General features: G+C 65.5%; 20 protein-coding genes. 12 read left to right on the top strand and 8 right to left on the bottom strand.

Going from position 1 to position 21,823, the window contains the following annotated elements:
• The first annotated feature begins 5 nt into the window (after positions 1 to 5).
• From ASB57_RS01705 to ASB57_RS30215, 3 genes are all read left to right on the top strand, one after another.
• Positions 6 to 1,433: a cytochrome c gene (locus ASB57_RS01705; protein ID WP_057650006.1), complete on the top strand. Its 1,428-nt coding sequence runs from the start codon at positions 6 to 8 to the stop codon at positions 1,431 to 1,433.
• A gap of 133 nt (positions 1,434 to 1,566) precedes the next feature.
• Positions 1,567 to 3,213 carry a methyl-accepting chemotaxis protein gene (locus ASB57_RS31780; protein ID WP_082621306.1) on the top strand — a complete coding sequence of 549 codons (1,647 nt, stop codon included), beginning with the start codon at positions 1,567 to 1,569 and terminating at the stop codon, positions 3,211 to 3,213.
• 112 nt (positions 3,214 to 3,325) lie between these two features.
• The gene (locus ASB57_RS30215; RefSeq protein WP_082621307.1) at positions 3,326 to 3,559 is read left to right on the top strand and encodes a DUF3820 family protein; all 234 of its coding nucleotides are present in this window, start codon (positions 3,326 to 3,328) and stop codon (positions 3,557 to 3,559) included.
• Here the strand turns inward: ASB57_RS30215 and ASB57_RS01715 are convergent.
• From ASB57_RS01715 to ASB57_RS01725, 3 genes are all read right to left on the bottom strand, one after another.
• On the bottom strand, positions 3,504 to 4,427 hold the full coding sequence (locus ASB57_RS01715; RefSeq protein WP_057650007.1) for an alpha/beta hydrolase: 924 nt from the start codon (positions 4,425 to 4,427) through the stop codon (positions 3,504 to 3,506). The genes ASB57_RS30215 and ASB57_RS01715 overlap by 56 nt on opposite strands.
• Before the next feature lie 14 nt (positions 4,428 to 4,441).
• Positions 4,442 to 5,410, bottom strand: coding sequence for a tripartite tricarboxylate transporter substrate binding protein (locus tag ASB57_RS01720; RefSeq protein WP_057650008.1), 969 nt, complete (start codon positions 5,408 to 5,410; stop codon positions 4,442 to 4,444).
• A 168-nt stretch (positions 5,411 to 5,578) separates the two neighbouring features.
• Positions 5,579 to 6,151 (bottom strand): amino acid synthesis family protein, encoded by a 573-nt coding sequence (locus tag ASB57_RS01725; protein ID WP_057650010.1) that lies wholly within the window; start codon positions 6,149 to 6,151, stop codon positions 5,579 to 5,581.
• 150 nt (positions 6,152 to 6,301) lie between these two features.
• On the opposite strand from ASB57_RS01725, the gene ASB57_RS01730 reads away from it, so the two are divergent.
• Positions 6,302 to 6,973, top strand: a complete 672-nt coding sequence (locus ASB57_RS01730; RefSeq protein ID WP_057650012.1) for a GntR family transcriptional regulator — start codon at positions 6,302 to 6,304, stop codon at positions 6,971 to 6,973.
• A 4-nt stretch (positions 6,974 to 6,977) separates the two neighbouring features.
• Here ASB57_RS01730 and ASB57_RS01735 read toward each other — a convergent pair whose 3' ends face one another.
• Positions 6,978 to 7,862, bottom strand: coding sequence for a LysR family transcriptional regulator (locus ASB57_RS01735; protein WP_057650014.1), 885 nt, complete (start codon positions 7,860 to 7,862; stop codon positions 6,978 to 6,980).
• A 214-nt stretch (positions 7,863 to 8,076) separates the two neighbouring features.
• Here ASB57_RS01735 and ASB57_RS01740 point away from each other — a divergent pair, with 214 nt between their 5' ends.
• Positions 8,077 to 9,300 carry a YbfB/YjiJ family MFS transporter gene (locus ASB57_RS01740; RefSeq protein ID WP_057655845.1) on the top strand — a complete coding sequence of 408 codons (1,224 nt, stop codon included), beginning with the start codon at positions 8,077 to 8,079 and terminating at the stop codon, positions 9,298 to 9,300.
• 48 nt (positions 9,301 to 9,348) lie between these two features.
• Here ASB57_RS01740 and gph read toward each other — a convergent pair whose 3' ends face one another.
• From gph to ompA, 4 genes are all read right to left on the bottom strand, one after another.
• Positions 9,349 to 10,020, bottom strand: a complete 672-nt coding sequence (gph, locus tag ASB57_RS01745; RefSeq protein WP_057650016.1) for a phosphoglycolate phosphatase — start codon at positions 10,018 to 10,020, stop codon at positions 9,349 to 9,351.
• Entirely contained in the window at positions 10,017 to 10,733 is a 717-nt protein-coding gene (ubiG, locus tag ASB57_RS01750) for a bifunctional 2-polyprenyl-6-hydroxyphenol methylase/3-demethylubiquinol 3-O-methyltransferase UbiG (RefSeq protein ID WP_057650018.1), read from the bottom strand. Before ubiG ends, gph begins: the two co-directional genes overlap by 4 nt.
• 95 nt (positions 10,734 to 10,828) lie before the next feature.
• On the bottom strand, positions 10,829 to 11,476 hold the full coding sequence (locus ASB57_RS01755; RefSeq protein WP_156414035.1) for a hypothetical protein: 648 nt from the start codon (positions 11,474 to 11,476) through the stop codon (positions 10,829 to 10,831).
• Positions 11,477 to 11,573: 97 nt separating this feature from the next.
• On the bottom strand, positions 11,574 to 12,161 hold the full coding sequence (ompA, locus tag ASB57_RS01760; protein ID WP_057650021.1) for an outer membrane protein OmpA: 588 nt from the start codon (positions 12,159 to 12,161) through the stop codon (positions 11,574 to 11,576).
• Between the two features lie 421 nt (positions 12,162 to 12,582).
• Between ompA and gyrA the strand changes: the two genes are divergently transcribed.
• The 7 genes from gyrA to cmk all read left to right on the top strand — a co-directional run bounded on the left by gyrA (position 12,583) and on the right by cmk (position 21,679).
• Positions 12,583 to 15,285: a DNA gyrase subunit A gene (gene gyrA, locus ASB57_RS01765; protein ID WP_057650023.1), complete on the top strand. Its 2,703-nt coding sequence runs from the start codon at positions 12,583 to 12,585 to the stop codon at positions 15,283 to 15,285.
• Complete coding sequence (serC, locus tag ASB57_RS01770; protein WP_156414036.1) at positions 15,282 to 16,415, top strand: 3-phosphoserine/phosphohydroxythreonine transaminase; 1,134 nt, start codon at positions 15,282 to 15,284, stop codon at positions 16,413 to 16,415. The genes gyrA and serC overlap by 4 nt, the downstream gene beginning before the upstream one ends.
• Entirely contained in the window at positions 16,408 to 17,493 is a 1,086-nt protein-coding gene (gene pheA / locus ASB57_RS01775) for a prephenate dehydratase (RefSeq protein WP_057650027.1), read from the top strand. The genes serC and pheA overlap by 8 nt, the downstream gene beginning before the upstream one ends.
• Before the next feature lie 86 nt (positions 17,494 to 17,579).
• Positions 17,580 to 18,701 carry a histidinol-phosphate transaminase gene (gene hisC, locus ASB57_RS01780; RefSeq protein ID WP_057650028.1) on the top strand — a complete coding sequence of 374 codons (1,122 nt, stop codon included), beginning with the start codon at positions 17,580 to 17,582 and terminating at the stop codon, positions 18,699 to 18,701.
• Positions 18,698 to 19,669 carry a prephenate dehydrogenase/arogenate dehydrogenase family protein gene (locus ASB57_RS01785; RefSeq protein ID WP_082621308.1) on the top strand — a complete coding sequence of 324 codons (972 nt, stop codon included), beginning with the start codon at positions 18,698 to 18,700 and terminating at the stop codon, positions 19,667 to 19,669. The genes hisC and ASB57_RS01785 overlap by 4 nt, the downstream gene beginning before the upstream one ends.
• Positions 19,666 to 21,018 (top strand): 3-phosphoshikimate 1-carboxyvinyltransferase, encoded by a 1,353-nt coding sequence (gene aroA, locus ASB57_RS01790; protein WP_057650030.1) that lies wholly within the window; start codon positions 19,666 to 19,668, stop codon positions 21,016 to 21,018. Before ASB57_RS01785 ends, aroA begins: the two co-directional genes overlap by 4 nt.
• Positions 21,008 to 21,679 carry a (d)CMP kinase gene (gene cmk, locus ASB57_RS01795; RefSeq protein WP_057650032.1) on the top strand — a complete coding sequence of 224 codons (672 nt, stop codon included), beginning with the start codon at positions 21,008 to 21,010 and terminating at the stop codon, positions 21,677 to 21,679. The genes aroA and cmk overlap by 11 nt, the downstream gene beginning before the upstream one ends.
• Positions 21,680 to 21,823 lie beyond the last annotated feature (144 nt).

Genomic DNA, 21,823 nt, shown 5'->3' on the forward strand with positions numbered 1-21,823 from the left:
ACGCCATGACTACGCTTTATCCATCGCCGCGCCGCGCCGTCGGCGCGATGCTCGCGCTGGTGCTGGCTGGCGCGGCCTCGGCCGCTATTGCCGCCTCCGCCGCGCCCACTGCCGCGCCGGCCACCACGCCGGACGAAGCCACGCTGGTCCAGCGCGGCGCCTACCTGGCCATCGCCGCGGATTGCGTTGCCTGCCATACGGCGGGTAGCGGCAAGCCCTACGCTGGCGGCAATCCCATCGCATCGCCGGTCGGCACCATCTGGTCGACCAACATCACGCCGTCCAAGACCTCCGGCATCGGCAACTACACCGAGGAACAGTTCGCCCGTGCCCTGCGCGCCGGCGTGCGCGCCGATGGCGCCAACCTGTACCCGGCCATGCCGTACACGTCGTACACCAAGATCAGCGATGACGACGTGCACGCGCTGTACACCTTCTTCATGAAGGGCGTGGCGCCGGTGGACGCGGCCGTCCCCCAGACCAAGCTGCCTTTCCCCTTCGACATCCGGGCGTCGATGATGGGTTGGAACCTGCTGTTCAACAGCGACAAGCGTTTCGAAGCAACGGCCGGCAAGAGCGAGCAGTGGCTGCGCGGCGCCTACCTGACCGAAGCCCTGGCGCACTGCGCCACCTGCCATACCCCGCGCAACGCGCTGATGGCGGAAGACGACAGCCGCGCCCTCGGCGGCGCGACGCTGGGCAAATGGTACGCCCCCAACATCAGCAGCGATCCCGTGCACGGCATCGGCGGCTGGAGCCAGGAAGACCTGGTTGCCTACCTGAAGACCGGACGCGCGCCGGGCCATGCGCTGGCCGCGGGTCCGATGGCCGAAGCCATCGACCACAGCTTCAGCAAGATGACGGATGCGGACCTGAACGCCATCGCCGTGTACATCAAGTCGGCGGCACCGGTGGCCACGGGCGCGGCGGGCAAGCCGGCTTATGCGTATGGCGCACCGGCCACGGACGAAGCCACGATCCGTGGCGCGTCCATGGGTCAGACGACGGGCGCGACCCTGTATAGCGGCAATTGCGCCTCCTGCCACCAGGCCAAAGGAACCGGTGCGGAGCTGGGCGGCACGCCGTCGCTGCTGCATGTGTCGGCCGTGGGCCGCGACGATCCCAGCAATCTGGTCATGGTCATCCTGGACGGGATCTATCGCTCCAGCGGCAAGACGCCCCGCCTGATGCCTGCCTTCGCGCATGAGTTGAGCGACCAGGACGTGGCCATGGTCGCGACCTATGTGCGGCAGACCTTCGGCAACCCGGAAGCTGCCGCGGTGACCGCGGAGCAGGTCAAGGCCCTGCGCGCGCCGTCTCAACCTGGCCCCATCGTCACCTATGCCCGTGTCGGCATGGCTGCGGCGGTGGTCGTGCTGCTGTTGTTGCTGGGCTGGCTGCTGGCCCGGCGCCGTCGCAAAGCCGTGGTCTGAGCCGATGCTGCCCCTCAGGTCGCTCAAACCGCTCAAGCCGCTCAGGCTGGCGCGCAGGTTCTGCTGTTGAAAGCATGAAACGCCGCTACCCGTTCCTGGGTGGCGGCATTCGCCATTTCTGGAAGATGCCATCATGAAAAGAATCAATCTCTCCATCAAGGCCCGTATCGCACTCGTCATCAGTTTCCTGGCCCTGCTCCTGATCGTGGGCGGCGCCATGGGCATGTGGGGGTTCAATTACGGCAACGATACGCAGCAGACGATGTACAAGCGCGAACTCGCCGCGTCCATCGCGGTGTCGCAGGCCGACATCTATAACGCGCGCGGTTTCCTGGCGATCTATCGCCTGGGCCTGAGCCCGGAAAACCCGGGCGCGGATGAACAGGCCAAGCGTGCCCTGGGCCTGTTCAAGCAGTCGGACAATGCCTGGGCGGATTACCTGAAGCTGGTCGCCGCCGATGATCCCCAGGAAGAGCGGCTGGCGCGCGACCTCACCACCAAGCGCGCGGCCTTCGCCAGCAAGGGCTATCAAGCCATCGTGAACGCGCACACCGCCCACGACCTGGCTGGCGTCGCCACCGCCTGGGGCAATATGCGTGACCTCTTCAACGGCACCAGCGAAGCTTCGGCCGCCTTGCAGAAGTACCAGGCCCAGCGGGCGGAGTCGCTGTACAAGACCTCGGTCGACGTCTTCCGCACCTTCGTGATCGTCACGTGCGCCAGCCTGTTCCTGGTGCTGGTAATCTCCCTGCTGGTCTGGCGTTCCTTGCGCCAGGCCATCGTCGCCCCCATCGAGCAGGCGCTGCGGACCTTCCGCGCCATGGCCGGCGGCGACCTGACCACCCGCATCGTGATCAATTCGCGTGACGAGATGGGCCAGATGCTGCAGGGCCTGCAGACCCTGCAGCAAAGCCTGGCGGACCTGATTCGCCAGGTGCGCCAGGGTGTCGACCAGATGGATTCGGGCGCGCGTGAGATCGCGGCGGGCAATGCCGACCTCAGCAGCCGCACCGAGGAGCAGGCTGCTTCCCTGGAAGAAACCGCCGCCAGCATGGAACAGCTGGCGTCGACGGTGAAGCAGAACGCGGACAACGCGAAGCAGGCCAACCAGTTGTCCACCAGCAGCATGGACGTCGCGGGTCGCGGCGGCGTGGCGGTGGAAGAAGTGGTGGGCACCATGCGCGAGATATCCGTGCGCTCCGCCAAGATCGCCGATATCGTCAGCGTCATCGACGGCATCGCCTTCCAGACCAATATCCTGGCCTTGAACGCCGCGGTGGAAGCCGCGCGTGCGGGCGAGCAGGGCAAGGGTTTCGCGGTGGTGGCGGGCGAGGTTCGCTCGCTGGCGCAGCGTAGTGCCCAGGCCGCCAAGGAGATCAAGCAATTGATCGAGGATTCGGTCAGCAAGGTCAGCATGGGATCGGAACAGGTCGAGCGGGCCGGCGCCACCATGCAGGAAATCGTGGTGGCCGTGCGTCGCGTCACCGACATCATGGGCGAGATTGCCGCGGCCTCGTCGGAGCAGGCCGATGGCATCGAGCAGGTGAATCGCGCCGTCACGCAGATGGACGAAACCACGCAGCAGAACGCGGCGCTGGTCGAAGAGGCCGCTGCCGCGACGGCGTCGCTGGAAGATCAGGCCAAGGGCCTGCAGGCGGCCGTGAGCAAATTCCGGCTGTCGTCGTCCGACGTCATCGAGGCTGACGTCAACCAGCTGGGCGGCGTGACGTCGGCACGGCTGGGCGCCGAGCCCGTCCTGCGCCAGGCGCCGGCGATCTAGAATAGCTATTTGCGCAGGTCGCCCCGATCGCGGACACAGCGGAGCTGGCTTTGCCAGTCCGCCAGTGTCGCCCCCTGGGGGGCCGCGCTCCGCGCGGTAGGGGGGACATACCATGCAGCCTGAAGACTTAAAACTCCTCGTTACCTGGACCATGCCGTTCGGCAAGTACAAGGGCCGCCTGCTGGCGGACCTGCCTGGCCACTATCTGACCTGGTTCGCGCGCGAGGGCTTTCCGGCGGGACAACTGGGCCAGCTGCTCGCGCTGATGCACGAGCTGGACCACAACGGCCTCAAGCCGCTACTGGACCCGCTGCGTTCGAAGGGGCCGCGCCGGCCGGGCCCTTGATCACATCCAGCACCTGCTGGTGCAGCGCGTAGGCAGGCTCGGTCAGCGGCACGAAGATATCGAAATGCGTGCGCCCTGGTTCCAGGATCAGCGTCGTGTTCAAGCCCCGGTGCTGCAAGGCATCGTGGAAATGCGTGCTTTGCGCAAGAAAGCCGGGCGTTTCACCGCCCCCCGCCACCACCAGATAGCGGCTGGCATGCAGCCATCGCCCTTCGGGCAGGCTCTGCTCCTCGGCGACGTCGGACGTCAGCTGGATCTCGCCCTTCAACGAGGTCGCCAGCAACGGGGCCAACTGATAGACCCCACTCAAGCCGATCACGCGCAAGTGCCGTCCCAGTATGGGCAGTTCCTGCGGATAGGCGCTGGTCATCGCGGCCAGATGCGCGCCGGCCGAATGGCCGGACAGGGTCACGCGTTCCGGATCGAAGCCCAAAGCGCGCTGATTCCGCAGCAGGAACGTGACGGCCGCGCGGATCTGCGCCGAGATCGTCGTCACCGTCACGTTGGGCGCCAGCTCATAGCCCACGAACGCGCTTGAAACACCGGCGGTGCGCAAGTTCTCGGCGATGAAGCTGAACACCCGTTTGTCGCCGCCGCGCCAGAACCCGCCGTGCATGAACACCAGCAGCGGCGCGTCCTTTGCTTCCTGCGCCGGAAACCAATCCAGGGTGCAGCGCTCGGGCTTGGCGTAGCGCAGGCTTTGCCAGGGCACGTCCGCGCGCAGGGCTTCGCTGCGGCGGGCATAGCCCGCGTAGATTTCAGTGCGCTCCGGATGGCGGCGCTGCACGTTGTAGTCGGACTCGTTACGCAGGTCCCGCGCCGCGTCCGAACCGGCGGGGTACGCGAAACTCTCGGCCATCATGTTCATGGCAGTCGCCGCCCTTAATCGAGTTTGATGTTGGCTTGCTGGACGATGTCTTGCGCCTTCTTGATTTCCGCGGTGAGGAAGGCCTTGAAGTCGGCCGGCGTGCTGGCTACCGGCTCCAATCCCAGATCCTTCAGGCGCAGCTGTATATCGGGTTCCGCCAGGACGGCCTTCATCTCTTTCTGCAGCCGGTCGATGATGGCGGGCGGCGTGCCGGCCGGCGCGAACAAGCCATTCCAGTCATAGCTCTGGAAGCCGGGGAAGCCCGATTCCGCGATGGTGGGCAGGTCGGGCAAGGATGCCGAGCGCGTGGCGCCGGTGGTGGCCAGCGGGCGCAGGCGCCCCTGCTTGATGTGCTCGGACGCCGTGGGGATGAATGCGAAGAAGGACTGCACGTGACCCGCCAGCAAGTCGGCCATGGCCGCGCCGCCGCCCTTGTAGGGCACATGGGTCATGGGGGCATCCGCGGCGCGCGTGAAGATCTCCATGGCCAGATGCTGCGACGAGCCCAGTCCGGAAGACGCGTAGGTCATCGCGCCTTTCTGCTTCTTGGCGTACTCGATGAATTCCTTGACGTTGTTGACCGGGACGGTCGGGTTCACCACCAGCACGTTGGCGGCGCGGGCGGTCTGCGTGATCGGCGCCAGGTCGACCAGCGGCTTGAAGGACATGTCCTTGTGCAGCGCCGGGTTGACCGTGAACGTGGTGATGTCCACCAGCAGGGTGTAGCCGTCAGGCGCCGAGCGCGCGACGTAGGCGTCGGCGATCATGCCCGAACCGCCGGGCTTGTTCTCGATCACCACGCTTTGGCCCAGGCGTTCCGCCAGCTTGGGCGCCAGCAGACGCATGGTGACGTCCGCGCCGCCGCCAGGCGACGTGCTGAGGATGATGTGGATGGGGCGGTCGGGGTAGGACGCGGCTTGAGCTTGCGCGAGCGCGCCGCAGGCCAGCGACAGGGAAACGACCAGTCGCGCGAGGATATTCATATCAGCTCCGGAAAAACATCGAACGCTTGCCAGGTTGGGGAAGTGGTACGGCGGCAAAGATGTAGAGCGGCAGAGATGTATAGCGGTAGCGAGGTGCAGCGGTCGTGCTGAAGCGGTGGTGCAGTACTGCGGTCGTGATGTAAGGCGTACGGCGGTCGCGCCGATGACTCAGGTCAGGCCATCTTTCCCGACCACGTCATCGGCATGCAGGCCGCCCACGCGGGCATTGATGCGCCCCCGGTTGGCCACCGCGAAGATCAGGGCGATTTCATCCGGTAGCGGCGCCTGGGCGAGGCTCAGGGTCAGGGTGTCGTAATGGGAGCGCACATACAGCGCGTCCTTGTGCGCCAGGGGAACGTCGATGGCGGTGCCCGCCGGACCCACCTTGGTCACGGAAGGTATCCAGGCCTTGGCGCCGCCGATGGCATCGCGCAGGGGATTGGCGAAGGTGGTGGTGAGCAGAGCATTGGCGTGCTCCTGTTCACCGTTGACGCCGACCAGGCCGGCCTTGCCGTAGCTGCGCACCTCATCGAGGAGGAAGACGGTGGCCAGCTGCCGCGCCATTTCGCTGCCCAGCGCCGCGCTGGCCACGATGCCCGCGGAAAGGTCCGCCTGGCCGACCTTGAACGGATTCCTGACGACGGCGACGACCGCGACCTTGCGCAGCGGGGCGCCCTCCTGGCCGGGCGGCACCGGCTGGGTTTCGTTGATCAGAATCCACTTCGTGATGTCGATTTGCATGCCTGTTGACCCTGCAACGGTGTAACGCGAACTTACGTCTATTGTTACCTCTATTGTGGGATTGTTCAACAATGTGGCAAATTGCCGTTAACCCGGATAAGCTACGCCGCTTGAATTTCCATCTCGTTACCTCGCGACCCCGTAGGACTCATGGATTTGAAGATCAGTCCCCTGAGCGTTCAGGAAGAAACCGTCCGCAAACTCCGCGAAGCGATCATGATCGGCTACTTCGCCCCTGGCGAACGCCTGGTGGAGTCCAGCCTGTGCGAACGGCTTGGCGTCAGCCGTAATTCCCTGCGGGAGGCGATGCGCGTGCTGGCGGCCGAGCGGATGGTGGTGCTGACCCCCAATCGCGGACCGTCGGTGGTCACGATCGAATGGGCGGACGCCGAGCAGCTCTACGAAACGCGCATCTTGCTGGAAAGCGAGTTGGCGGCGCTCGCCGCCCGCCATGCCACGCCGGAAAACCTCGCGGCCATGCAGCGGGCTCTCGATGCGTTCGCGCAGGCGGTGGAAAGCGAAGACCGGCTGGCGCGTATCGTCAGCACCACGGATTTCTACGAGGCGCTGATCGTCGCCAGCCGCCATCGGGTCATGGGTGATCTGATCAAGGGCCTGGTCGCGCGCATCAACGTGCTGAGGGCCAAGAGCATGGACAACCCCGGGCGGTCATCGCACAGCCTGACCGAGATGACCGCCATGCACGACGCCATCGCGCGCCATGACGAACCCGCGGCCCGCCTGGCCGCCACCCGCCACATCGAAGCCTCACGCGAATCGGCGCGAGTCATGTTCGAGCGGGCGCGCGCGCAGCAGGGCTGATCACCTAGGCGGCCACCGGCCGCTTGTGAAAGCTTCGCAGTGTCTCCAGGAAGGCGCTTAGCGCGCTCGACACGTAGGCGTCCCGGCGGCGCACGAACTGCGTGTCCACCCTGGCCTTCGGCGCGGGCAGGTCATGCAGGCTGACGCGTCCCAGCCTGGCTGCCTCCGCCACGACGACCCGCGGCAGCATCGTCACGCCCACGCCGGCCGACACGCAGCTGACGATGGTGTCCAGCGAACCGAATTCCAGGGGCTGCGTGGCCACGATGCCTTTTTCGCCAAGATACGCTTCCAGCCTTTGCCGATACGAGCAGCCGGCATGGAACACGATGGTGCGCAAGTCGGCCAGGCCCGGCAGATCCTTCAAGGACGCCAGGTCGGGGTGGGCGACCAGCACCAGTTCCTCCACGAAAATGGTGGTCGCCTCCAGGTCGGGATGCTTGACCGGCCCCGCGACGAACACGCCGTCATAGCGGTAGTCGATCACGTCCTGCACCAGTTGCGCGGTGGTGCCGGTACTCATCACCAGCCTTACGTCGGGGTAGGCGCGCGCATAGGCGGTCAAGGCGGGCGACAGGCGCAGCGCGGTGGTGGTCTCCAGTCCGCCCAGGGTCAGCGTGCCGCAAGGCTGGCCATCGTCGCGCGCCGCGGCGCCGGCTTCCGCCAGCAGCTTGGAAACGCGTCCCGCGTAGGGCAACACCCTTTGGCCGGCCGGTGTCAGCGCCACGCCGCGGGCGTGGCGCTGGAACAGGGGCAAGCCCAGTTCCTCTTCCAGCGCGCGGATTCGCGCCGTGACATTGGACTGGACCGTGTGCAACTCGGCCGCGGCCTTGTTCATGCTGCCGTGCCGCGCGACGGCTTCGAAGGTCTTCAGGTCAGCCAGATCCATGGATTGCTCACATACAGGGTGTCGATGATGCCGGGGCAGGGCGACCGCCGTCGCTGAAAGCGCGCGGGCTTGCCGTTGGCCTGCCTACCTTAGCGCGTTCGGGCGTGTTTTGACATATCGAAAATGCAGATAGGCACAATCAAATATATTCGCTTCTTCAGATAAATGATGGGGCGTAACCTGCCCCTATCTGAATTCGTGAAGGATGTTGACCATGGAACGGTTGACGATAGCGAGGCCCCGGGAAACGTTCGGGGTGACCTGGGGCATCGTGGCGGCCTTCAGTGCCAGCCTGGTAGGGATAGGGCTGGCGCGTTTCGCGTATACGCCCTTGCTGCCGGCCATCATCGACGCGCATTGGTTCGAGCGCTCTGTCGCCGCCTATCTGGGCGCGGCCAACCTGGCCGGTTATCTTGCTGGCGCGCTGGCGGGCCGGGCGATCGCATCGCGTACGTCGACCGCCGCCACCCTGCGCGTGATGATGGCGCTGGCGACGCTGGCCTTCTTCGCCTGTGCCTATCCGCTGTCTTTTTCCTGGTTCTTCGCCTGGCGGTTTCTGTCCGGCCTGGCAGGCGGCGCGTTGATGGTGCTGGCCGCGCCCGCGGTCTTGCCTCACGTCGCGCCGGCCAAGCGTGGTTTGGCTGGCGGAATTATTTTCACGGGTGTCGGCGTGGGCGTCGTGCTGTCGGGCACCCTGGTGCCGTTGCTGCTGCGCCAGGGGCTGAGTGCGACGTGGATCGGCCTGGGGCTGTTATCCCTTTTCCTGACGGCGATCGCCTGGAAAGGATGGCCGGGGGAGGGCGCCGCGCCTGCCGCGGCCGCCGCCCAGGCCGCGCCGGGGCACCATCGCGCGGCGCATCTGCCCGTCCGTCAACTGCGTGCCCTGTATGCGGAATACGCCTTGAATGCCGCGGGCTGGGTGCCCCACATGATTTTCCTGGTCGACTATGTCGCGCACGGTTTGGGTAAGGGCTTGCAGGCGGGCGCTGAATATTGGGTCTTGTTCGGCATCGGCGCCGCCGTGGGGCCGGTGCTGGCCGGCTTGCTGGCCGACCGCGTCGGCTTCGGCTGGGCCTTGCGCCTGGCCTTTGTGCTGGAAGCGGGCGCCGTGCTGGTGCCGGCCCTTGGTCTGGGCGAAGGCTGGCTGGTGGCCTCCAGCATGGTGGTCGGCGCCTTTGTCACCGGCACCGTGCCGCTGGCGCTTGGCCGCATCCACGAACTGCTTGCGCATCATCCGTCCAGGCAAGGTCCGGCGTGGCGCACCGCCACGGTCGGCTTCGCCCTGTTCCAGGCCGTCGCCGCCTATGGCTTGTCCTTCCTGTTTTCCAACAACGGGCATGACTATGCGCAGTTGTTCGTGATCGGCACCTGCGCCCTAATGCTGGCCTTCGTGATCGATCTGGTCGTGACGGCGACGAGTCGCGGAGAGAAAAACTGAGGGGCGTAGCCCCTCAGTCATTGCTTCCCTTGCCGGAAGGCAGAGTCCTCAGTTCGCGCTGGGCAGCAGACCTTCGATCGCTGCCCACAACTCCGCCGGCGTATCCGCGCGGGCGTCCGCTTCCCACAGGGTGACGTCTTCATCGCCGCCCAGATAACCATAGGCCGCGGCGACGGCGGGCATGCCGGCGGCGTGCGCGGCCTGGACGTCGCGCAGGTCGTCACCGACATAGACGCAGCGGTCCGGCGTGTAGCCGGCTTCCTTGGCGGCGTGCAGCAGGGGATCGGGGTAAGGCTTGGCGCGGCCGACGGTGTCACCGCACACCAGCACCGCCATCGATTCCGCCAAACCCAGATGGACGACGACCGGCTCGGCCAGGTAGGTCACCTTGTTGGTGACGATGCCCCAGGCCATGCCGCGGCCTTCGATGTCGCGCAGCAGGTCCTCGATCCCCGGGAACAATCGGCTGTGCACCGTCGAGTTGGCTTCGTAGTCCGCCAGGAATTGTTTGCGGGTCTCTTCGAATTCCGGGTGTTCCGGCAGCATGTCCAAGGCCACGCGCAGCATGCCGCGCGCGCCTTGCGAGGCCACCGGCCGCAGGATCTCGAAGGGCATGGGCGCCAGGCCGCGCCGCGTGCGCTGCTTGTTGGCCGCCGCGGCCAGGTCGGGCGCCGTGTCGGCCAAAGTGCCGTCGAAGTCGAACAGGATCAGGGCTTTCATTTGCGGGTGGCCATCAGGTAGTTCACCGACGCGTCATTGGACAGCCCATAGACCTTGGTGAAGGGGTTGTATTGCATCCCGGCCATGCGCACGGCCGTCAGGTTGGCCTGCCGCACGGCCGCCGCCAGTTCGCTGGGCTTGATGAAGTTCTCGTAGCTGTGGGTGCCGCGCGGCAGCAGGCGCAGCACGTGCTCGGCGCCGACGATGGCGTACAGGAAAGATTTGGGATTGCGGTTCAGCGTGGAAAAGAACACCCAGCCGCCCGGTTTCACCAGTTCGGAGCAGGCCCGCACGATGGAAGCGGGGTCCGGCACGTGTTCCAGCATTTCCATGCACGTCACGACGTCGTAGCGTTCCGGTTGTTCACGCGCCAGGTCTTCCACCGGCACCGCGCGGTATTCCACCTTCACGCCGGATTCCAGGCCGTGCAGCCGGGCCACCTTGAGCGATTTCTCCGCCAGGTCGATGCCCGTGACGGTGGCGCCGGTGGCCGCCATGCTTTCGGCCAGAATGCCGCCGCCGCAACCTACGTCCAGCACCTGCTTGCCGGCCAGGCTGCCGGCGATTTCCTGGATCCAGCCCAGCCGCAGCGGATTGATGGCGTGCAGCGGCGCGAATTCGCTGCCCGGGTCCCACCACCGCGCCGCCAGGGCACTGAACTTGGCCAATTCGGCCTGGTCGACATTCACGCGGGATTCAGTAGAGGTGCTCATCGCTATCCGGGGGAAGAATTCAGCCGGTAATTATATAGAGCGTGAGTAGTGCGAGCCCGGCCTGGTCTGGCCTGGCCTCGCCGAGGCGACGGCGGCTATTCCCCCTGGCGCGCTTTGCCGAGCTTGCGTTCGATCAGCTGGCGGATAGCCGCCTGCATCGGTTCGGCCAGGCCACCCGTGGTGACGCAGATGCCCTGCATGCTGTCACCTAGCAACAGGAGCCGGCCCTCTTTCTCTTTCCAGTGCGTCAGGCTGGTCCAGTTGAAGCTGATGGTATGGGGTGCGGTCTGGCTCTCGATCGCGTTGTCCGTCATGACCACATGCGCGGGATAGGGCAGGCGCGGATCCGACTTGTCCACGTCAGGGCGCCGCGCCATCGCTTTGCGCAAATGGCTGCGCAAGCGTGGCCGCAACAGCAGTCGCTGCATTACGACCACCGCGATCCCTATGCCCACGGCGGCCAGCGGGTAACCTGGATGCTCCAGCAGCACGAAGCGGAAGACGTCGGCCAGGGCCGGTTTGTCCGGATCCCGGTCAGCCACGTTGAACGCAAATAACACGACGGCCAGGAAGAGGGCGGCGCCAAGGATGAGCAGCAGATCGCGGCGCAGCCGTCCCGCCCGTAGCGGCGCCATCTGGTAGATCTCCATATGAAGCGCAACGGCGTCGTCGAGAACGACCACGGCATCGAATTCTATGGGCGCGGCGTCCAGCCGGCGGGTGTCATCCTGGGCGATCTGCATGCGTTCCACCTGGTTTTATCCGCGAGAATAAAAAAAGGCCTGCGCATAAGCACAGGCCTTTGATTCGTAGCGACCAGCGCTACGTCGATATTCGCAATTACTTGCGGGTACCGACGATCTCGATTTCCACACGGCGGTTCTGAGCACGACCTTCTTTGGTCTTGTTCGTCGCCACGGGCTGGCTCTTGCCCTTGCCTTCCGTGTAGATACGGTTGGGATCGATGCCCTTGCTGACCAGGTAGGACTTGACCGCAGCGGCACGGCGCTCGGACAGCTTCTGGTTGTAAGGCACGGTACCGATCGAGTCGGTATGGCCAACAGCAATGATGGTTTCCAGATCGATGCTGCGAGCTTGCGTGGCGACTTGATCCAGCAGCTGGCGGCCTTCGGGCTTCAGAGTAGCCTTGTCGAAGTCGAAGAAGGTGTCGGCGTTGAAGACAACCTTGCTGGCCATCGGGGTGGGGGCAGCCGGCTTGGCAGCTTGAGCGACCGGCACGCCATCACAACCGGGGACGCCGGTAGCGGGGGTCCAGAACGCATCGCGCCAGCACAGTTCGTTAGTGCCGTTCTTCCAGACGTTGCCAAACGGATTGCGCCAGTTGTCCACGGTCTGGGCCGAGGCCGCACCGGAGGCCGTGACGGCAGCAAAGGCAAGCGCCAGAGCGAATTTGGAGGGTTTATTCATGTTTCTCCTCGTTGAGCTTGAAGCTGGATAAGTGACTCGCAGCGAACCCCCGCCGCATTATCAGGAAAACGGGGCCAGTATAAGCAACGCCAAAAACGACTTCAAGGGAATCGCGACTGGGTTTCCTGCGTGCTGGAAACAATCTTAAGGCATTTGTCGTGCCCTGGCAGGCGCATTCACGTCCGAGACGACCATTTCACCGCCCACGGATAGCGCGTTGTTGGTTTTAGGCAACAGGCGGAAGGTCGAAAGGGCAGGGCAAGGGAGGCTGCGTATTTTGTTACAGGTGGCCGGGCGGTGCAAGCCGGGCCGGGGCTTCAAGTGCGTGAAAAGGACAAATGTGCGGGAATGATAGAATTTCCTGTTCGCCACCCTCCGGGGTGAGCCCGCCTTTTCCGCTTCCGTCCCTACGTATATAAATATGGATTCCTTCGCCAAGGAAACACTTCCAGTATCACTGGAAGAAGAAATGCGCCGCAGCTACCTCGATTACGCAATGAGCGTGATTGTGGGGCGGGCACTGCCAGACGTACGCGACGGTCTGAAACCCGTGCATCGCCGGGTGCTGTTCGCAATGCACGAATTGAACAACGATTGGAACCGGGCTTATAAGAAGTCCGCCCGTATCGTTGGCGACGTCATCGGTAAATATCACCCCCACGGAGACCAGGCGGTCTACGACTCCATCGTCCGCATGGCGCAGGATTTCTCCCTGCGCTACATGTTGGTGGATGGGCAGGGCAACTTCGGCTCCATCGACGGCGATAACGCCGCCGCCATGCGATATACCGAAATCCGCCTCGCCAAGATCGCCCATGAGTTATTGGCCGATATCGACCAGGAAACCGTCGATTTCGGGCCTAACTATGACGGCAGCGAAAAAGAACCGCTGCTGTTGCCGTCCCGCCTGCCCAACCTGCTGGTCAACGGCAGTTCGGGTATCGCGGTGGGCATGGCCACCAATATTCCGCCGCACAATCTGTCGGAAGTCGTCGACGGCTGCCTGTATTGCCTGCGTAATCCTGAGTGCACCGTGGATGAGCTGATCGAGCTGATCCCGGCCCCGGATTTCCCCACGGGCGGCATCATCTACGGCATGGCGGGCGTGCGCGAAGGCTATCGCACCGGCCGCGGCCGGGTGGTGATGCGCGCCAAGACGCACTTCGAGGACATGGAAAAGGGCAATCGCCAGGCCATCGTGATCGATGCCATTCCCTTCCAGGTCAACAAGAAGTCGTTGCAGGAACGCATCGCCGAGCTGGTCAACGACAAGAAGATCGAGGGTATCTCCGATATCCGCGACGAGTCGGACAAGGACGGCATGCGCCTGGTCATCGAACTCAAGCGGGGTGAAGTGCCTGAGGTCGTGCTCAACAATCTGTACAAGAACACCCAGCTGCAGGACACCTTCGGGATGAACCTGGTGGCGCTGGTCGATGGCCAGCCCCGCCTGCTCAACCTCAAGCAGATGGTGGAGTACTTCCTGCAGCACCGGCGTGAAGTCGTCACGCGCCGCACGGTGTTCCAGCTGCGCAAGGCTCGCGAACGCGGCCACGTGCTGGAAGGCCTGGCCGTCGCGCTGGCCAACATCGACGATTTCATCGAAATCATCAAGGCGGCGCCGACGCCGCCGGTGGCGCGCCAGGAATTGATGGCGCGCTCCTGGGATTCGTCGCTGGTGCGTGAAATGCTGGAGCGGGCCGACGGCGACACGCCGGGCGGCATCGCGGCTTACCGTCCGGAGGCCCTGTCGCCTTCCTACGGCATGCAATCCGACGGCCTGTATCGTTTGAGCGACACTCAGGCCCAGGAAATCCTGAACATGCGCCTGCAACGCCTGACCGGGCTGGAGCAGGACAAGATCGTTGGCGAGTACAAGGAAGTGATGGCCAACATCGCTGACCTGCTCGACATTCTGGCCAAGCCGGAACGTATCACCACGATCATCAGCGATGAACTGCAGGCCATCAAGGCTGAATTCGGCACCGGCGCCAAGGATGAGCGTCGTTCGGAAATCGAACTCAACGCCACCGAACTGGACACCGAAGACCTGATCACCCCCACCGACATGGTGGTGACCCTGTCGCATGGCGGCTACATCAAGAGCCAGCCGCTGTCCGAATACCGCTCGCAGAAACGCGGCGGGCGTGGCAAGCAAGCCACGGCCATGAAGGAAGACGACTGGATCGACCAGTTGTTCATCGCCAACACCCACAACTATCTGCTGTGCTTCTCCAACCGCGGCCGCGTGTACTGGCTCAAGGTCTGGGAAGTGCCGCAGGGCACGCGCGGTTCGCGCGGCAAGCCCATCGTCAACATGTTCCCGCTGGCCGACGGCGAGAAGGTCAACGTGGTGCTGCCGGTCAAGGAGTTCAGCGATGATCACTACGTGTTCATGGCAACTTCGCGCGGTACGGTGAAGAAGACGCCGTTGTCGGATTTCTCCAATCCGCGCAAGGCCGGCATCATCGCCGTCGACCTGGACGAAGGCGACTACCTGATCGGCGCCGACCTGACCGACGGCAAGCACGACGTCATGATGTTCTCGGACTCGGGCAAGGCCGTGCGCTTCGACGAAAACGACGTGCGTCCGATGGGCCGCAACGCCCGCGGCGTGCGCGGCATGATGCTGGAAGACGGCCAGGCCGTGATCGCCATGCTGGTTGCCGGCAGCGAAGCGCAAAGCGTGCTTACCGCGACCGAAAACGGCTACGGCAAGCGCACGCCCATCGCCGAGTACACCCGCCATGGCCGCGGCACCAAGGGCATGATCGCCATCCAGACCAGCTCGCGTAACGGCAAGGTGGTGGGGGCCGTCCTGGTCGAAACCACCGACGAGATCATGCTGATCACCACGGGCGGCGTGCTGGTGCGCACCCGCGTGTCAGAAATCCGTGAAATGGGCCGCGCCACTCAGGGCGTAACCTTGATCAGCGTCGATGACGGCAGCCATCTGTCCGGCGTGCGCCGCGTGGTGGAAAGCGACGCGGACGTCGATGCCGAAGCGGAAGCCGACGTCGACGGCGCCGCCAAGCCTGAAGGCGCCGCTGACGCGGGAAATGGTGACAGTGCGGCGCCCGGCGACGTGTCGGACACCGATCCTTCGGAACCTACGGAAGAATGATGAGTCGTCCCTGGAATTTTTCGGCGGGACCTTCGGCTTTGCCGGAGGCGGTGTTGCGGCAGGCGGCCGAGGAAATGCTCGACTGGCACGGCAGCGGCATGTCGGTCATGGAAATGAGCCATCGCGGCAAGCAGTTCGTGCAGATCTGCGACGAAGCGGAAGCCGACCTGCGCGAGTTGCTGGGGGCGCCGTCCGATTACGCCATCATGTTCATGCAGGGTGGGGCGTCGGGTGAAAACGCCATCATTCCGATGAACCTGATCAACCGCCGCGGCACCAGCAAGGCTGACTTCGTGGTCACCGGCCAGTGGTCGGTGAAATCGCACAAGGAAGCGCAGCGCTACGGTGACGTGGCCATCGCCGCCAGCAGCGGCAGCGAAACCACCCTGGATGGCCAGACCTTCAAGCCCTGGTCGTGGGTGCCCGCGGTGGACACGTGGAAAGTGCGCAAGGATGCCGCGTACCTGCATTTCTGCAGCAACGAAACCATAGGCGGGGTCGAGTTCAACGACTGGCCCACGCCGGAAAGCCTGGGCGCGCCCGACGTGCCCCTGGTGGTCGACGCGTCCTCGCATTTCCTGTCGCGTCCCATGGACGTGACGCGCGCCGGCCTGGTGTTCGCCGGGGCGCAGAAGAACGCGGGACCGGCCGGCGTTACCATCATGATGGTGCGCCGCGACCTGATCGGTCACGCCTTGGCCATCTGCCCGTCGGCGTTCGACTACGTCAACGTCGCCGCCGAGCATTCGCGCTACAACACGCCGCCCACCTATGCGATCTACATCGCCGGCCTGGTCTTCAAGTGGATCAAGGAGCAGGGCGGAGTAGCGGCGCTGGAGCAGGCCAATATCGCCAAGGCCGACCTGCTCTACAACTACCTGGACGGCACGTCGTTCTACCGCAATCCCATCCATGCCCCCGTGCGTTCGCGCATGAACGTGCCTTTCATCCTGCACGACGAATCGCTCAACGACGCCTTCCTCAAGGGCGCCGAGGCGGCCGGCCTGCTGGCGCTGAAGGGCCACAAGAGCGTGGGTGGCATGCGTGCCTCCATCTATAACGCCGTGCCGCTGCAAGCGGTGCAGGACCTGGTCGTCTACTTGCGGGATTTCGAACAACGCCATGGATGAAGCCCTCGCCGCCAAATTGAAGCCCCTGCGTGAACGCATCGATTCGATCGACGCGCAGATCCTGGAGCTGCTGACGCAGCGGGCGCGTACGGCGCAGGAAGTCGGCGACGTCAAGCACGCCTTCCATGCGGATGGTCCGGTGCTGCGGCCCGACCGCGAGGCCGAAGTCATCCGCCGCCTGCAGGGGTTGAATCAGGGCCCCTTGCCCGGCGCGGCCGTCTCCGCTTTGTGGACCGAAATCATTTCGGCCTGCCGTGGCCTGGAGAAGGGCCTGACCGTGGCTTTTCTCGGCCCCGAGGGTTCCTATTCGGAACAGGCCGCGATGGAGCAGTTCGGCCACGCGGTCAACAAGCTGGCCTGCCCGTCCTTCGATGAAGTGTTTCGCGCGGTCGAGGCGGGGCAGGCGGACGTTGGCGTGGTGCCGGTGGAAAACTCCACCGAAGGCGCGGTCAACCGTACCCTGGACCTGCTGCTGAACACGCCCCTGAAAGTGATGGGTGAGCGTTCGCTGGTGATCCGGCATTGCCTGATGGCCCAGGGCGCCTCGATGGAAGGCGTGCGTACCATCATGGCGCACCCGCAGTCGCTGGCGCAGTGCCAGGGCTGGCTCAATCGCAATCACCCGCAGCTGTCGCGCGCCGCGGCGTCCAGCAATGCCGAGGCCGCGCGCGTCGCTTCGCAGGATCCCACCGTGGCCGCCATTGCCGGCGAATCGGCGGCCGCTACCTGGGGTTTGCAAGTGGTCAGCGCCGGGATCCAGGACGATGCCCAGAACCGCACGCGCTTCCTGGTGCTGGGTCACATCGACACCTTGCCCACCGGCAAGGACAAGAGCAGCCTGATCCTGGCGGTGCCCAATCGCGCCGGCGCCGTGTACGACATGCTCGCACCGCTGGCCGCGAACAAGGTGTCGATGACGCGCTTCGAATCGCGTCCGGCCCGCACCGGCCAGTGGGAATACTATTTCTACGTCGATGTCCTGGGCCATGCAGGCGAAGCCCATGTGGCCAAGGCCTTCGCGGACCTGCAGGCGCAGGCGGCGTTCTTCAAACTGCTCGGGTCCTACCCGGCGCAGTGAGCGCGGCGGGCGGCGCCGCCCGCCCGTGTACCGCCCTAGTACGTTCGTACCCCCGTCTTTCGTATCACTCTCCGCAGCAGCTAGTCATGACGACCGATAACAAAACCTACGACGCTCCCGCGCATGTCACCGCCATCGCTCCCTATCAGGCTGGCAAGCCCATCGAGGAGCTGGCACGCGAATTCGGGCTGGACCCGGCGCGCATCGTCAAGCTGGCGTCCAACGAAAACCCGCTGGGCATTCCCGATTCGGCACGCCAGGCCATGCTCAACGTGGTCGGCGGCCTGGGCCGTTATCCCGATCCCAACGGCTTCGACCTGAAGTCCGCGCTGGCCAAGCGTTATCAGCTGCCGCTGGACTGGATCACCCTGGGCAACGGTTCTAACGACATTCTGGAACTGGTGGCCCTGGCCTTGCTGGACGCGGGCACGTCCGCGGTCTACGCGCAGCATTCCTTCGCGGTCTATCGCCTGGCAACGCAAGCGCGTGGCGCCCGCCACATCGTCGTGCCCGCCCGCGACTACGGCCATGACCTGGACGCCATGCTGGCGGCCATCGAACCGGATACGCGCGTCGTCTTCATCGCCAACCCCAACAATCCCACCGGCACGTTCCAGCCGGCGGATCGCATCCAGGCCTTCCTGGAGCAGGTTCACACCCTGCATGGCAATCGCGTGGTGGTGGTGCTGGACGAGGCCTATAACGAATACCTGGAGCCGGAGCTGCGCTTCGACAGCACCGAGTGGGTCAAGCGTTTCCCCAATCTGGTGGTGTCGCGCACCTTCTCCAAGGCCTACGGCCTGGCCGGCCTGCGCGTGGGCTTTGCCGCCGCGCAGCCGGGGCTGACCGACATCCTGAACCGCGTGCGCCAGCCGTTCAACGTCAACTCGCTGGCGCAGGCCGCCGCCATCGCGGCGCTGGCCGATACGGACTTCCAGCAACGTTCCTATCAGGTCAACAAGGAAGGCAAGGCGCAGCTGTACCAGGCCTTCGACGAGCTGGGTCTGAAGTACGTGCCCAGCTTCGGCAACTTCGTGCTGGTGCACGTGGGTGACGCGCCCCGCATCAACCTGGAACTGCTAAAGCGCGGCGTCATCGTGCGTCCGGTGGCCGGCGACGGCTTGCCGGAATTCCTGCGCGTGAGCATCGGCTTGCCGGCAGAGAACGAAACGTTCATCGCGGCGCTCAAGCAGATTCTGCAATCATGAGCCAAGCCGCCCGGCCGCCCGCTGGCGATTCCTTCAACAACGTTGCCGGGGGCGCGCCCGGGGTGGTCCGGGTGGTCGATCCCTCGGGCGACGTGCGCCCGCCGATTCCCGTCCTGGCAGTGGTCGGGGTCGGCCTGATCGGCGGTTCCTACGCAGCGGCCCTGCGCCGCGCCGGCCATGTCGGCCGTGTGCTGGGCGTGGGCCGCAACACGCAATCGCTGACGAGGGCCTACGAACTTGGCCTGATCGACGACACCGCCACGGCCGCCGAGGCCGCCGCGCAAGCCGACCTGATCATGCTGGCGGCGCCGGTGGGCGCCATGGCCAAGGTGCTGGCGGAGATGCGTCCGCATCTGAAGCCTGGCGTGGTCATCACCGATGCCGGCAGCACCAAGGCGGAAGTGGTCGATGCCGCGCGCGCCGCGCTGGGCGATCGCATTGCCTGCTTCGTACCGGGCCATCCCATCGCCGGCGGCGAGCGGGTGGGGCCTGACGCCGCGGACGGCGAGCTGTATGCCGGCCGCAACGTCATCCTGACGCCCCTGGCGGAAAACGCGCCCGCGGACATCGCGCTGGTGCGTGCCTCCTGGGAAGCCTGCGGCGCCCGCGTGCGCGACATGGATGTGCTGGCGCACGACCGCGTGCTGGGTTCCGTCAGCCATATGCCGCATTTCCTGGCGTCGGTCTACGTGGCGCAGGTCGCCCGCAGTGAAGACGCCGCCGAACGCCTGGCCCTGGCCGGTTCGGGCTTCCGTGACTTCACGCGCATCGCCGCGGGGTCGACGGAAATGTGGCGCGACATTTTTCTATCCAACCGCGATGCGATGCTGACCGAGCTGTCCGCTTTGCGTGCCGTGCTGGACAGCGCCGAGCAGGCCCTGGAACGCAGCGACGGCGCCGCGCTGGAGTCCTTGCTGGACGAAGCGGCGGTGTGCCGGCGCGGTTGGCGATTGGGGAATACGAAATGAGCAGTTTGTCTTATCTGGATTTGCCGCGCGCCGTGCATGCGCGCGGCGTGGTGGCCATGCCGGGCTCCAAGAGCATCTCGAACCGCGTGCTGCTGCTGGCCGCGCTGGCGCAGGGCTCGACCGAGATCACGGGCCTGCTGGACTCCGACGATACGCGGGTCATGCTGGCGGCTTTGCGTGCCCTGGGTGTCGGGTTGGAAGAGCAGGGCGAGGGTCGTGTGACGGTACAGGGCGCCGGCCGCTTTCCGGTAGCCTCGGCTGACCTGTTCCTGGGCAATGCGGGTACCGCCATGCGTCCCCTGACCGCGGCGCTGGCCCTGATGGGCGGCGATTACCGTGTGTCCGGTGTCCCGCGCATGCACGAGCGTCCCATCGGCGACCTGGCGCAAGCCTTGCGCGAACTGGGCGCCACCATCGAATACACCGGGCAGGACGGCTATCCGCCCCTGCGCATCGGCGCGGCCCAGCTGCGCGCCGGCCAGGCCGCGCGCATGCCGGGCAATGTGTCGAGCCAGTTCCTCACGGCCTTGCTGCTGGCTTCGCCCATCCTGACGGCCACTACCGGCCAGCCCCTGGTCATCGACATCGTCGGCGACCTGATCTCCAAGCCCTATATCGAAATCACGCTCAATCTGATGGCGCGCTACGGCGTGCGGGTGGCGCGCGACGGCTGGAGCCGCTTCACCGTGCCGGCCGATGCCCGTTACGTCAGCCCCGGCCGCATCGCGGTGGAAGGCGACGCGTCGTCGGCCTCGTATTTCCTGGCGCTGGGCGCCATCGGCGGCGGTCCGGTGCGCGTCACCGGCGTGGGCCGCGACAGCATCCAGGGCGACATCGCCTTCGCCGACACGCTGGAAGCCATGGGCGTGCGCATCACCGCGGGGCCGGACTGGATCGAATCCAGCGGCGTCGAGGCCGCGCGCGGCGGCAAGCTGCGCGCTTTCGACACGGATTTCAACCTGATCCCCGATGCCGCCATGACGGCCGCCGCCTTGGCGCTGTTCGCCGACGGCACCTGCCGCCTGCGCAATATCGGCAGCTGGCGCGTCAAGGAAACCGATCGCATCCACGCCATGCAGACCGAGCTGGAGAAGGTCGGCGCCACGGTGGAATCCGGGCCGGACTGGCTGCGGGTGACGCCGCCCGCCGCCGACGCCTGGCGTGACGCGCACATCGGTACGTGGGATGATCACCGGATGGCCATGAGCATGTCCCTCGCGGCATTCGGGCCAGCTGCCGTGCGCATCCTGGATCCGGGTTGCGTCAGCAAGACCTTCCCGACGTATTTCGATGTCTACGCGGCCCTGGTCGGCGGCGCGGCGCAAACCGGGGGCGATCATGAACAGTGAACTGGCACCTGTCATCACCATTGACGGCCCGACCGCGTCGGGCAAGGGCACTGTCGCCCACGGCGTCGCGCGCCGGCTGGGCTTTGCCGTGCTGGACAGTGGGGCGCTCTACCGCCTGACGGCACTGGCCAGCCTGCGGCGCGGTATCGCCGCCACGGATGAGCAGGCCGTGGCCGCCGTGGCCGAGGCCCTGGACGTGCGCTTCGACGGCGGCCACATCTATCTGGAAGGCCATGAGGCCGGCCACGACATTCGCCAGGAGGCGGTCGGCAACTTCGCGTCCCAGGTGGCGGCCTTCGGGTCCGTGCGCCAGGCCTTGCTGGAGCGCCAGCGCGCTTTTCGCCACGCGCCGGGCCTGGTCGCCGACGGCCGCGACATGGGCACCGTCGTCTTCCCCGATGCCGGCTTGAAGGTCTTCCTGGTGGCGGACGTCGAGGCGCGCGCGGAAAGGCGGCGTAAGCAGTTGATGGAAAAGGGTATTTCTGCTAAATTGCAAGACCTGCTGCGCGATATGCGAGAGCGTGACGCGCGCGATACGCAGCGAGCCGTGGCCCCGTTGGCCCCGGCGGCCGATGCCCATACCCTGGATTCTTCCAGGATGACCGCACAGGAAACCGTGCAGTTCATTCTGGATCTCTGGCGGGCCAAGGCCAAGGGCTGACCCCAGGCTAGTCTGGTTTCGCTGTGGCTGTTTGCTGTGCCAATCAAGTATTTGCAGTACCTGAGCCGTCAGTGGCGCTTAACCGGCAAGACCGGCGCGTCAACGACGGAATTGTTTAACTCCGCTGTCGCGGATCTTGCGTGA

This window comes from Bordetella sp. N (assembly GCF_001433395.1).
Taxonomy (GTDB): Bacteria; Pseudomonadota; Gammaproteobacteria; order Burkholderiales; family Burkholderiaceae_B; genus Bordetella_C.